The sequence below is a fragment of the Streptomyces sp. NBC_01016 genome, assembly GCF_026341035.1.
Taxonomy (GTDB): domain Bacteria; phylum Actinomycetota; class Actinomycetes; order Streptomycetales; family Streptomycetaceae; genus Streptomyces.
In genome coordinates this window covers 2609959-2622371 of the sequence record NZ_JAPEOQ010000001.1, presented here as the reverse complement: position 1 = coordinate 2622371, position 12413 = coordinate 2609959, and the positions used below count along the sequence as shown (strand labels likewise).

10 protein-coding genes are annotated in these 12413 nt (G+C 71.7%); all 10 read right to left on the bottom strand.

Going from position 1 to position 12413, the window contains the following annotated elements; translation table 11 throughout:
* Nucleotides 1–10: 10 nt before the first annotated feature.
* Complete coding sequence (locus OG746_RS12255; RefSeq protein ID WP_323179590.1) at nucleotides 11–3094, bottom strand: helix-turn-helix transcriptional regulator; 3084 nt, start codon at nucleotides 3092–3094, stop codon at nucleotides 11–13.
* Between the two features lie 59 nt (nucleotides 3095–3153).
* A complete protein-coding gene (locus OG746_RS12250) occupies nucleotides 3154–3345 on the bottom strand; it encodes a hypothetical protein (RefSeq protein ID WP_266714383.1) in 192 nt (63 codons plus the stop codon).
* 177 nt (nucleotides 3346–3522) lie between these two features.
* Nucleotides 3523–4152, bottom strand: a complete 630-nt coding sequence (locus OG746_RS12245; RefSeq protein WP_266714381.1) for a hypothetical protein — start codon at nucleotides 4150–4152, stop codon at nucleotides 3523–3525.
* Between the two features lie 35 nt (nucleotides 4153–4187).
* Nucleotides 4188–4760 (bottom strand): GNAT family N-acetyltransferase, encoded by a 573-nt coding sequence (locus OG746_RS12240; protein ID WP_266714379.1) that lies wholly within the window; start codon nucleotides 4758–4760, stop codon nucleotides 4188–4190.
* Nucleotides 4738–6996 carry an MMPL family transporter gene (locus OG746_RS12235; protein WP_266714377.1) on the bottom strand — a complete coding sequence of 753 codons (2259 nt, stop codon included), beginning with the start codon at nucleotides 6994–6996 and terminating at the stop codon, nucleotides 4738–4740. Before OG746_RS12235 ends, OG746_RS12240 begins: the two co-directional genes overlap by 23 nt.
* A gap of 173 nt (nucleotides 6997–7169) precedes the next feature.
* A complete protein-coding gene (locus OG746_RS12230; RefSeq protein ID WP_266714375.1) occupies nucleotides 7170–8399 on the bottom strand; it encodes an arsenic transporter in 1230 nt (409 codons plus the stop codon).
* A 111-nt stretch (nucleotides 8400–8510) separates the two neighbouring features.
* The gene (gene gatB, locus OG746_RS12225; protein ID WP_266714373.1) at nucleotides 8511–10031 is read right to left on the bottom strand and encodes an Asp-tRNA(Asn)/Glu-tRNA(Gln) amidotransferase subunit GatB; all 1521 of its coding nucleotides are present in this window, start codon (nucleotides 10029–10031) and stop codon (nucleotides 8511–8513) included.
* A gap of 19 nt (nucleotides 10032–10050) precedes the next feature.
* A complete protein-coding gene (locus OG746_RS12220; RefSeq protein WP_266718898.1) occupies nucleotides 10051–10284 on the bottom strand; it encodes a hypothetical protein in 234 nt (77 codons plus the stop codon).
* A gap of 5 nt (nucleotides 10285–10289) precedes the next feature.
* Entirely contained in the window at nucleotides 10290–11795 is a 1506-nt protein-coding gene (gene gatA / locus OG746_RS12215) for an Asp-tRNA(Asn)/Glu-tRNA(Gln) amidotransferase subunit GatA (RefSeq protein WP_266714371.1), read from the bottom strand.
* Nucleotides 11796–11801: 6 nt separating this feature from the next.
* Nucleotides 11802–12098, bottom strand: a complete 297-nt coding sequence (gatC, locus tag OG746_RS12210) for an Asp-tRNA(Asn)/Glu-tRNA(Gln) amidotransferase subunit GatC (RefSeq protein WP_016432511.1) — start codon at nucleotides 12096–12098, stop codon at nucleotides 11802–11804.
* Between the last annotated feature and the right edge of the window lie 315 nt (nucleotides 12099–12413).

The window sequence follows — 12413 nt, the reverse complement described above, 5'->3', positions numbered from 1 at the left end:
GCCCTCTCCTTCAGCGTACGGGAGCCCGCCCCGACGGGAAGAGGTGCAGGCGGTGGGCCAGGGCCGCCGCCTCGCCGCGGCCCGCGACGCCCAGCTTCGCGAGGATGTTGGAGACGTGGACGCTGGCGGTCTTCGGCGAGATGAACAGTTCCTCGGCGATCTGCCGGTTGCTGCGCCCCGCCGCGACCAGGCGCAGCACGTCCCGCTCGCGGCTCGTGAGGCCGAACTCCTGCGCGGGGTCGGCCGGAGCGCTCTGTCGCGGCGGAACGCGGGCCGGGGTTCCGGAGGTAAGGGTGAGGCGGGCGCGCCGGGCCAGCAGGGACACGGATTCGGCGAGCGGGCGCGCGCCCAGGTGCTCGGCGACGGCGCCGGCGAGCCGGAGCAGTTCCGTGGCGCGCTCCCGGTCGTCCGGTCCTGCGGTGGCCAGGAGCGACTCGGCGAGGCGGAGCCGGACGCGGGCCAGGTCGTAGGGACGGTCGAGGGGTTCGAACGCGGTGACCGTGGCGGACCAGTCGTCCGGGGTGTCGTGGCCCTCGGCGCGCAGGAGCTCGGCGCGCACCCACTGCTCGTGCGCCTCCCAGACGGGGACCGGGGTGGCCTCGCGCTTGGCGGCGTCCCGGATGCGGGCGACCGCCTCGGCGCGCCCCGCGTCGGCGGCGGGCAGACCACGGGCGTCGGCCTCTGCTGCGGCGGCGGTGAGCAGGAGGGGCCACAGGTAGCGGTGCATGGAGGGCGGCAGCCCCGCCGTGACCAGCCGGGCGAGCTCGGCGCGGGCGTCCGGGAGGCGGCCCTGGGCGGCGGCGAGCGCGAGAGTCAGGTGCGTACGGGGCAGCGTGTACTGGGGCTGCGGGTCGTGCGCGCCGTAGTACCCGTTGGCAGCGGCCAGGTGGTCGGCCGCTGCCTGGAGGGCGCCGCGGCCGAGTGCGATCACCGCGAGGTGCGCGCACGCGGTGCCGCGAGGCTTGTCGCTGAGTCCGAAGCGCCGGCTCACCCAGTCGGCCACCTCGACCGCTTCGTCCCAGCGGCCGAGGGAGACCAGGGACTCGGCCAGATTGGAGCGGACCCACCCCTTGTTGTCCGTGAGGCCGTAGCGGCGGCACAGGACGATGGCCTCTTCGCAGATGCGCGCGGCTTCCGCGGAACGCCCGACACCCTCCAGGTGGGAGGGCAGATTGACATTGACGTTGATGAGGCGGGCGGTCATGCCCCGTGCCAGGGAGCGCTCGCGGACCGCGTACATCTCGGCGAAGCCCTCCTCGATGGCACCCGCGTCCACGAGGAGTCCGCCGCGGACGAGACGCGCATGGAGTTCGATCTCCTCGGCATCGTCGACCATGCGCGCGTACTCGACGGCTCGCTCGGCGGCGGCAAGGGTCTGGGCACCGGGGCTGTGCAGCATGCCCCAGGCGGCCACGTTCACCAGGACCTCGGCGTGCACGGCGGACGGCGGGAGGCCCCGGACGAGCTCCTGAGCCGTGGCGAGCTCGTCCCACCCGTCGCCGCGACCGATATGGGAGGCGATCTTGGAGTTCTGGATGTGGAACCACGCGGCCCTCAAGGGGTCCGCCTTCCCGCTCCCCTCGGCCTCCTCCAGGATGCGCAGCGCCCGCTTGCCGATCTTCAGCGCGCGCTCCCGCTCCCCGCACAGGCGCCCCGCCACCGCGGCCTCGGACAGCAGGTCGAGGTAGTCGAGCGGGGTCTCGGCGGGGTCGCAGCCGCAGGAGTTGAAGGCGATGGCGTAGTCGCCCATGCGCAACGCGGCGCGGATCTCCTGCGGCGCCCCGTCCCACAGCTCCATCCCCCGCTCCAGGAGCCGCAGTTGCTCGGAGTACGCGTGCCGGCGGCGGGCCGCCACGGAGGCGTCGAGGACGGCGGGCAGGGCCTTCGCCGCGTCGTGGGAGTGGTACCAGTAGCTGGCCAGGCGCGTCACGCACGCGTCGGCCGGCACCAGCGTCGGGTCGGCCTCCAGGGCCTCGGCGTAGCGGCGGTTGATGCGGGAGCGTTCGCCGGGCAGCAGGTCGTCGCTGACGGCCTCGCGGACCAGGGAGTGGCGGAACCGGTAGCCGTCGCCGTCCGGCGAGGCGAGCAGGATGTTCGCGCCGACGGCCGCGCGCAGCGCCTCGATGAGCTCGTCCTCGCCGAGCCCGGCGACGGCCGCGAGCAGCGGGTACTCGACCGTGGAGCCGCCCTCCGCGCAGATCCGGGCGACGCGCTGGGCGGACTCGGGCAGCGATTCGACGCGTACGAGGAGGACGTCGCGCAGCGAGTCGGTCAGGCCCGTGGCGCAGCCCTCGGCGGCGGACACGGCGAGTTCCTCCACGAAGAACGCGTTGCCGTCCGAGCGCCGGAAGATGTCGTCCACGACGGTGGGGTCGGGGTCCGATGCCAGGATGCCGGCGATCTGCCGGGCCACCTCGTCACGGCTGAGGCGGCCGAGTTCGATGCGGGTGACCGTGCGCAGCCGGTCGAGCTCGGCGAGCAGGGGGCGCAGCGGGTGGCGGCGGTGCACGTCGTCCGCGCGGTAGCTGGCGATGACGGCGAGGCGGCCGCTGCGCAGCGTACGGAACAGGTAGGAGAGCAGGTGGCGGGTGGAGGCGTCCGCCCAGTGCAGGTCTTCGAGGATGACGACGACGGTGTGCTCGGCAGAGACGTGCTCCAGGAGCCGCCCGGTGAGTTCGAAGAGGCGGGCCGTCGCGCTCTCGTCGCCGTGCCCGCCGAGGCCCCGGCCCGCGTGCTCGCCCAACTCGGGGAGCAGCCTCGCCAGTTCGTCCTCGCGGTCCGCGGCCGCCGCGTCCACCTCGGCGGGCAGTGTGCGGCGCAGGGCGCGCAGGGCGGTGGAGAAGGCGGCGAACGGCAGCCCGTCCGCGCCGATCTCGACGCAGCCTCCGGTGACGACGACGGCGCCCCGCTCACGGGCCGCCGCGGCGAACTCCTCGATGAGGCGGGTCTTGCCCACACCGGCCTCGCCGCCGAGCAGCAGCGCCTGCGGCTCGGCGGCTCCGGCCCGCTCAAGGGCCTTGTTCAGTACGCCCAGTTCGTCGGCCCGGCCGACGAAAACCGGGCTGACGGACCTGGTCTCCACATCGGTGAGCATCGCACACGGGTCTGACAGCGGGGCAGTGGTTTTGGCGCCGCCCGACCCGGCGGAGGGGCTCACGCGGCGCGTGGGGCGCGGCGCCTGCGGGAGTGGCCGGAACTCACCGGCCCCTCGGCGTCCTGGCGCTGCGCTCGACGCTCCGCACGGCGGGCCTTGGCCTGCGTACGGGCGAAGCGTGCGAGGCGGTACCGCTCGGCCGCCTCAATGAGTTCGGCGGAGCGGATCTGGTGCAGTTCGTACTCGAACATCTCGTCTCCCTGGTGACGATTTCTGCGGCTCTCGCGGAGCGTTTTCCGCGATGCCTCGACTCTCGTCTCCCAGGGGGGTGCGGCACATCGGGAGAGTGCCGCATGTTCGTGGGCCGCGCCTCCTTAGACGCGGCCCACGGGGTGCCTTAGGCGGCTCGGCCGCCTTATGTAAGTGCCTCAGCCGCTGGTGCCGGGCATGCCGAGGATGAGGTCGGTGTACTTGGCGACGGCGAGCACCAGGCCGATGGCGCCGACCGCGAAGCCCGCCCAGGCGGTCGACTTGATCCACGGCGCCTGCGGCTTGCCGGGGGCGCCGAACGCGGGCCGGGCCAGGACGGCCGCGGCGACCAGCAGGGCGACGAGCGAGAAGGCGCCGCCGACCAGGGCGGCGGAGTGCCAGGCCTCGCCGTACATCGCGGAGATCTGCTTGGCGATGCCCGCGCTCTGCGCGGTGGTGAGCTGGCCCTTGAGCTGCGCGCGGGCCGAGGCGATCGTGCCGAGCCAGTTGCCGCTGAGCGCGACGACACCGAGGGCCACGGAGACGATCGCGCCCGCGCCCTGGCCGATGCCGGACGGCTTCTCGTCCTGGTCCTTGAGGGCCGCGAGCTCGGCCTCGGCGGCGGCCTCGGCGGCCGCGTCGTCCGCGGCGGCCTGGTCCTCGGCGGCCTCGACGCCCTTGGTGTCCTCGGCGTCCTTCGTGGTCTTCCCGGCGGCCTCGGTGGCCTCCTCGGTCGCCTCGGAGGTCGTGACCTCCGCGCCCTCCTCCCGCGTCTCGGCGTCGCGCTGCGCTTCAGTCTTCGTAGTCATGCTGCGCACCGTACGGACGGAGTCTGAGAAGTGTCTTAACGTTTCCTGTGCCCGCTCCGTGCGCTGCGCCACTCGGGCGCGAGCACGGACCAAACCTCCCTGTCATGGCGCTTTCCGCGCCAGGGAAAACTTTCCCGGAGCACTCCCTCTTTCGTGAACCCGAGGCGCCGGGCCACGTTCAGACTCGGGGTGTTCTCCGACGCGGCGACCCACTCCACCCGGTGGATTCCGCGCTCCTCGACGGCCCAGTCGATGAGGTGCCGCATCGCGCGCGTGATGAGACCGCGCCCGGCGGCGGACGGCTCCAGCCAGCAGCCGACCTCGCAGTTGCCGTTCTCCGCGTCGAAGTTCAGCGCCAGTACGCCGCCCACGAGCGTTCCGTCGAGCCAGATGCCGTGGTACGCGCGCGTGCCCGCGGCCGTCGCGTCGGCGTGCTTCTGGAGCAGGTCCCGCGTGGAGGCGAGATCCGTCGCCGTGGCGCCGAACGGGATGAACTGCCCGATGAACTCCCGGCCCCGGTCCATGTGGGCCAGGAACTCCTCGGCGTGCCAGGGCTCCAGGGGCCGCAGTTCGGCGGCGCCGTCCTCACCCAGCGGGATCGCGTACATCGGTCTCCTCCGTCACCAGCTCGTCCAGCGCGCCGTTCGTGGCCTTGCGCTGCACCGGGATCCTCGCACCCGCGGCGGCGCGGCACTCGGGCGGCTCGATACTCAGGCGCGGCAGGCGCCGATCGAGCCACTTGGGCAGCCACCAGTTGGCGCCGCCGAGCATGTGCATCAGGGCGGGGACGAGGAGCGTACGGAGGATGAACGCGTCGACGGCGACGGCCACGGCGAGCGCGATGCCGAACATGGCGATCACCCGGTCCCCGCTGAGCACGAACGCCAGGAACACCGAGATCATGATCACGGCGGCCGAGTTGATCACGCGGCTGGTCTCGGCGAGCCCGACCCGGACGGCCCGCCGGTTGTCGCCGGTCTCCAGCCACTCCTCGTACATCCGGCTCACGAGGAACACCTGGTAGTCCATGGAGAGCCCGAAGAGGACCGACACCATGATCACGGGAAGGAAGGGCTCGATGGGCCCGGACCGCCCGAGCCCGAGGAGTTCGCTCGCCCAGCCCCACTGGAAGATCGCGACGACGACCCCGAAGGCCGCGGCCACGGCGGCGACGTTCATCGCGGCGGCCTTGAGCGGGATCCCGACGGACCGGAAGGCGAGCAGGAGCAGCGCGCACCCGAGGCCGACCACGACCCCGACGAACAGGGGCAGCTTGCCGACGATGACCTCCGCGAAGTCGTCGTAGCTCGCGGTGACGCCGCCGACCTGCACATCGAGGGTGCTGTCCTGTTCGGCGGCCGGCACGACGTCGGCGCGCAGCCGGTCGACGAGTTCGCTGGTCCGCTCGGACTGCGGCGAGGAGGTCGGCACGACGGTGACGTGGGCGGCGCTGTCGTCCGCGTTATACGTAACACGCGAGACGGAGGCGACCCCGTCGGTGGCCCGCAGCTCGCTCGTCAGCTTCGCGAGCGCGGCCTTGTCCTTGGCGCCGTCGACCTGGGTGACGAGGGTCAGCGGCCCGTTCACACCGGGCCCGAAACCGTCGGCAAGGAGGTCGTACGCCTGCCGGGTGGTGCTGCTCGCCGGACCGTTGCCCTGGTCGGACGTGCCCAGGTGGAGGAAGAAGGTGGGCAGCGAGAGCACCGCGATCACGGCGACGGCGAGCGCGCCGAGCAGCTTCGGCCGGCGCTCCACGAAGGCGGCCCAGCGGGCGGCGAGCCCGGTCGGCAGCTCGGGTTCGGGCCCGTGGTCGGCGAGCCGCCGCCGCTCGCGCCGCGACAGGGCCCGCATCCCGATGAACGAGAGCAGCCCCGGCAGCAGCGTCACGGACGCGGCGACGGTGAGCAGCACGGTCACGGAGGCGGCGATGGCGACGCCGTTGAGGAAGCTCAGGCCCAGCATCAGCATGCCGAGCAGCGCGATGCAGACGGTGGCCCCGGCGAACACCACGGCCCGCCCGGTGGTGGCGACGGCCCGCTCGGCGGCCTCGGCCACCGGAAGCCCCCGCTTCAGCCCCTTGCGGTGCCGGGTCACGATGAACAGGGCGTAATCGATGCCGACGCCGAGCCCGACGAGCATGCCGAGCATCGGCGCGAAGTCCGCGACCGTCATGGCGTGCCCGAGCAGCACGATCCCCGCGTACGCGGTGCCGACGCTCACCAGCGCGGTGGCGATGGGCAGCGCGGCCGCGGCGAGCGAGCCGAAGGCGAGGAAGAGCACGACGGCCGCGACGACGACGCCGATGATCTCGGACGTGTGGGCCGAGGTCGACTCGGTGAGTGCGACGGCGCTGCCGCCGAGCTCCACCTCCAGCCCGTCGGGCCCGTCGTCCTCGGCGGTCCGCGCGGTGTCGACGACGGCCTGCGCCTGCCCCTTCGGGATGTCGTCGGCCTGCTTCTCGAAGGTGACCGTGGCGTACGCGGTGTGCCCGTCGGCGCTGATCCCGCCCGTGCCACCGGCCTCGTACGGCGATCCGACGGACGCGACACCCGGGAGCCCGGCGAGCTCGTCCAGGGTGTTGCTCATCGTCTTCTCGACGTCGGCGGCGCGCACGGTGGAGCCCTCGACGTGCCAGACGACGGTGTCGCTGTCGCCGCCGAGCCCCGAGAAGTTCTCGTTCAGGAGCTGCGTGGCGCGTCCCGACTCCGTACCCGGCGCCTCGTAGTCGTTCGAGTACGCGGATCCCGCGACGGCCGCGGCGGCGCTCGTGCCCACAAGGGCGGTCAACCACAGAAGGACGACCACGAGCCGGTGACTGACACACCAGCGGGCAAGTGCGGCCACGGACGCGCTCCCTGAGTCATTCGTTGATCTTTGTCCGGGAACATCCGCTTGGTGCGTGTACCGACCGCAAAGAACACATGAGCAATGACGAGACACTCTTACAGCCGGAAGTGATCCTTTGTCTCTTTCGTGTCCTTACTCACAAGGGGGTGCAGTCGCAACAAAGCGCGCACTCACAGTGAGAGCACGGCCCACAACGCCACCGTCGACGCCGCCAGCGTCGCGGGGACCGTGAGCAGGCCGAGGCGGGTGAATTCTCCCAGCTCGGGCTCCGTGCCGTGGTCGTGCACGATGCGCCGCCACAGGAGGGTCGCCAGGGAGCCGACGTACGTGAGGTTGGGGCCGAGGTTGACGCCGATCAGGGCGGCGAGCACCGGTCCCGGGCCCATCGGGGCGACGACCGGGAGCAGGGCGAGGATCGCCGGCAGGTTGTTGATGACGTTGGAGAGAAGCGCCGCGACCCCGGCGATCGCGAGCAGCGCGGGCAGGGACGAACCGTCCGGCAGAACGCGGGCGATCCCGTCCCCGAGCCCGTTGTCGACCACGGCCTTGACCACGACGCCGAGCGCGAGAACGAAGAGGCAGAACGGCAGGTTGGCCGCCTTGAGCAGTTCCACCGGGGTGCTGTGGCGGCGGGCGAGGGCCCGGGCTCCGAGAACGGCCGCCCCGGCGAAGGCGGCCCACAGCGGCTCGATGCCCGCGAAGGACGTGACGACGAATCCGGCGAGCGTGAGCACGAGCACCGTGAGGGTGAACAGCGGGACGCCGGGCGGCTCTTCGGGGTCGGGGTCGTGCGCGGGCGCGGCCAGGTCGCGCGCGAAGTAGCGGCGGAACACCAGGTACTCGATGCCGATCGCCACCAGCCACGGGAGCGCCATGAGCCCGGCGAAGTGCGTGAACGTGAGCCCGCTCGCCGCGAAGGCCAGCAGGTTCGTCAGGTTCGACACGGGCAGCAGCAGGGACGCCGAGTTGGCGAGGTGGGCGCTCGCGTAGACGTGCGGGCGCGGGCGTGCGCCGATCCGGGCCGCGGTCGCGAAGACGACCGGGGTGAGCAGGACGACGGTGGCGTCGAGGCTCAGTACGGCGGTGATCCCGGCGGCCACCGCGAAGACGCCGCCGAGCATGCGCTTCGGGCTGCCGTGACAGGCGCGGGCGACCAGGTCACCGGCCGCCTTGAACAGGCCTTCGTCGGCGCACAGTTGGGCCAGCAGCAGAATCCCGGCGAGGAACCCGACGACCGGAAGCAGCTCCTGGACCTCGGCCCAGGCGTGGGCGGGCGTCACTTCCCCCGCGACCACGGCCACCCCCGCCGCAGGCACAGCAACAACGGCCTCCGGCCACTTACGGGGACGCAGGACCGCGAAAACGAGCGTGACAGCGAGAAGGGCGAGGGAGACGAGCAATTTAAGCCCCTGCGGCGTTTGAGCAGCGGGGTCCGGGGCGGAGCCCCGAGACGTCGGACACGAAGAGGCGGCGGCCCACCGGCAACCCGATGCACCGCCGCCCAGGCGCTGTCAGCCTTCGCTGACGCCCAACTTCTCCAGGATCAGTTCCTTGACGCGGGCCGCGTCGGCCTGACCCCGGGTCGCCTTCATGACGGCGCCCACGAGCGCACCGACGGCCGCCACCTTGCCACCCCGGATCTTGTCGGCGATCGCCGCGTTGCCCGCGATCGCCTCCTCCACGGCAGTGGTGAGCGCACCCTCGTCCGAGACGACCTTCAGGCCGCGCTTCTCGACGACCTCGTCCGGCGTGCCCTCGCCCTTGAGGACGCCGTCGATGACCTGGCGGGCCAGCTTGTCGTTGAGGTCACCCGCGGCGACCAGCTCGGACACGCGGGCCACCTGCTCCGGCGTGATCGGCAGCGCGCCCAGCTCGACGCCCTGGTCGTTCGCGGAACGGGCCAGCTCACCCATCCACCACTTGCGGGCGGACGCCGAGTCGGCACCGGCGTTGATCGTCGCGACGATCGGGCCGATGGCGCCGGCGTTGCGGATCGACTGCATGTCGTGGGCGCTGACGGCCCACTCCTCGATCAGCCGGTTGCGCTGCGTGAGCGGCATCTCCGGGAGCTCGGCACGCAGCGCCTCGACCCACTCGCGGGACGGGGCGACGGGCACCAGGTCGGGCTCCGGGAAGTACCGGTAGTCCTCGGCGTTGTCCTTGATGCGGCCCGACGTGGTGGAGCCGTCCTCCTCGTGGAAGTGACGGGTCTCCTGCACGATCGATCCGCCGGAGGACAGCACCGCGGCGTGCCGCATGATCTCGTACCGCGCGGCGCGCTCGACGGAACGCAGCGAGTTCACGTTCTTCGTCTCGGAGCGCGTGCCGAACTCCTCGCGGCCGTGCGGCCGCAGGGAGAGGTTCACGTCGCAGCGCATCTGGCCCTTGTCCATCCGGGCCTCGGACACGTCGAGCGCCTTGATGACCTCGCGCAGCTCGGCGACGTACGCCTTCGCGACCTCGGGGGCCCGCTCGCCCGCGCCCTCGATGGGCTTGGTGACGATCTCGATGAGCGGGATGCCCGCGCGGTTGTAGTCGAGCAGCGAGTGCGAGGCGCCCTGGATACGACCCGTGGCACCGCCGACGTGCGTCGACTTGCCGGTGTCCTCCTCCATGTGGGCGCGCTCGATCTCCACGCGGAAGACCTCGCCGTCCTCCAGCTGTACGTCGAGGTAGCCGTCGAAGGCGATCGGCTCGTCGTACTGGGAGGTCTGGAAGTTCTTCGGCATGTCCGGATAGAAGTAGTTCTTCCGGGCGAAGCGGCACCACTCGGCGATCGAGCAGTTGAGCGCGAGGCCGATCTTGATGGCCGACTCGATGCCGATCTCGTTCACGACCGGCAGCGCGCCGGGCAGGCCGAGGCAGGTCGGGCAGGTCTGGCTGTTGGCGTCCTGCTTCAGCTCGGTGGAGCAGCCGCAGAACATCTTGGTCTTCGTGCCGAGCTCGACGTGGACCTCAAGGCCCATGACCGGGTCGTACGACGCGAGCGCGTCCTCGTACCCCATCAGCTCGGAAGTGGTCGTGGCAGTCACGATTTCTGAAACTTCCCTCTCAGCCCAGCAGGACGTCGTCGTCGCCCAGGCGCTTGAGCTCCCGGTAGAGGATCGCCATGCCGGTGACGATGGCGGCGGCGGACACGGCGGCGTCGACCAGCCGCAGGGTGTCGTTGTCGTTGCGGGCCATCTTCGCCTGCTTCGCGACGCTGAGCGCCCCGAAGGCAGTGCTGGCCAGCGAGACATAGACGCCGGTCTTGGACTTCTTGAAGTTCTTGGCCTTCTTTGCCATGGCACTCACAGCGACGGAGCCTCCTCAAGCAGCGGGTGTCCCCACTTTTCCACGAAAGCGGCCTCTACGGCGGATCCCACCTTGTACAGGCGGTCGTCCTTCATCGCGGGGGCGATGATCTGCAGGCCGACCGGCAGCCCGTCCTCGGGGGCCAGGCCGCAGGGCAGCGACATCGCCGAGTTCCCCGCCAGGTTGGTCGGAATCGTGCACAGGTCCGCGAGATACATCGCCATCGGGTCGTCGGCGCGCTCGCCGATCGGGAAGGCGGTGGTCGGCGTCGTCGGGGAGACGATGACGTCCACGCTCTCGAACGCGGCCTCGAACTCCTGGGTGATGAGCGTGCGCACCTTCTGGGCGCTGCCGTAGTACGCGTCGTAATAGCCGGAGCTCAGCGCGTACGTGCCCAGGATGATGCGGCGCTTGACCTCGTCGCCGAAGCCCGCCTCGCGGGTCAGCGCGGTGACCTCCTCGGCGGAGTGCGAACCGTCGTCGCCGACGCGCAGGCCGTAGCGCATGGCGTCGAACCGGGCGAGGTTCGAGGAGCACTCGGACGGCGCGATCAGGTAGTACGCCGACAGGGCCAGGTCGAACGACGGGCAGTCCAGCTCGACGATCTCGGCGCCCAGCGACTTCAGCAGCTCGACGGACTCGTCGAAGCGCTGCACGACACCGGCCTGGTAGCCCTCGCCGCGGAACTGCTTGACGACGCCCACGCGCATGCCCTGGACGCTGCCGTTCTTCGCGGCCTCGACGACCGCCGGGACCGGGGCGTCGATGGACGTGGAGTCGAGCGGGTCGTGGCCGGCGATGGCCTCGTGCAGGAGCGCGGCGTCGAGGACGGTGCGGGCGCAGGGCCCACCCTGGTCGAGGCTGGAGCTGAACGCCACCATGCCGAAGCGGGAGACGCCGCCGTAGGTCGGCTTGACGCCGACGGTGCCGGTGACGGCCGCGGGCTGGCGGATCGAGCCGCCGGTGTCCGTGCCGATGGCGAGCGGGGCCTCGTACGCGGCGAGGGAGGCGGAGGAACCGCCGCCGGAGCCGCCCGGGATCCGGGTGAGGTCCCACGGGTTGCCGGTGGGCCCGTACGCGCTGTTCTCGGTGCTGGACCCCATGGCGAACTCGTCCATGTTGGTCTTGCCGAGGATGACGACGTCGGCGGCCTTCAGGTTCTTGACCAGCGTCGCGTCGTACGGCGGGATCCACCCTTCGAGGATCTTCGAGCCGACCGTGGTCGGGATCCCCTCCGTGGTGAAGATGTCCTTCAGCGCGAGCGGGACGCCGGCCAGCGGGCCGAGCTTCTCGCCCTTGGCGCGCTTCTCGTCGACGGCGGCGGCCTGCTTCAGGGCGCCTTCACGGTCGACGTGCAGGAAGGCGTTCACCTTCTCGTCGACGGCCTCGATCCGGGCCAGGTGGGCCTCGGTGACCTCGACGGCGGTGAGCTCGCCGGAAGCGATCTTCGCCGCGATCTCGGCGGCGGTCAGCTTGATGATGTTGACGTTGATGTCCGTCATGACTGTTTAGTCCTCCCCCAGGATCTGCGGCACCTTGAAACGCTGCTGCTCCTGGGCCGGGGCGCCGGAAAGCGCCTGCTCGGGGGTGAGCGACGGACGGACCTCGTCCTTGCGCATGACGTTCGTCAGCGGCAGCGGGTGCGAAGTCGGCGGTACGTCTTGGTCGGCGACTTCGCTGACGCGGGCGACCGCGCCGATGATGTCGTCGAGCTGGCCTGCGAAGTGGTCGAGCTCTTCGGGCTTCAGCTCCAGACGCGCCAGCCGGGCGAGGTGGGCGACCTCCTCGCGCGTGATGCCAGGCATGCGGATCCTCACGGGGTGCGTGTTCTCGGTTTGGCCCCAATCCTATGGGGCGCGGAGCCGTGCCGAGGAACGGGTTTGCGGGGGCGGGGTGGGGCGGCACGCCGGTGCGGGTCCTCGGGGCCGGTGACCGGCCTGCGGGGGCGGGGTGGGGCCGCGCCCCGGTGCGGGTCCTCCGGGCCGGTGACCGGCCTGCGGGGCCGGGGTGGGGCCGCACCCCGGTGCACGTATGACGTGGCTGGGCGCGCAGTTCCCCGCGCCCCTTACGGCATGCGGCTGCGCCGCTGCCTCCTACGGCGCGAGCCCAGCCGCGGATGG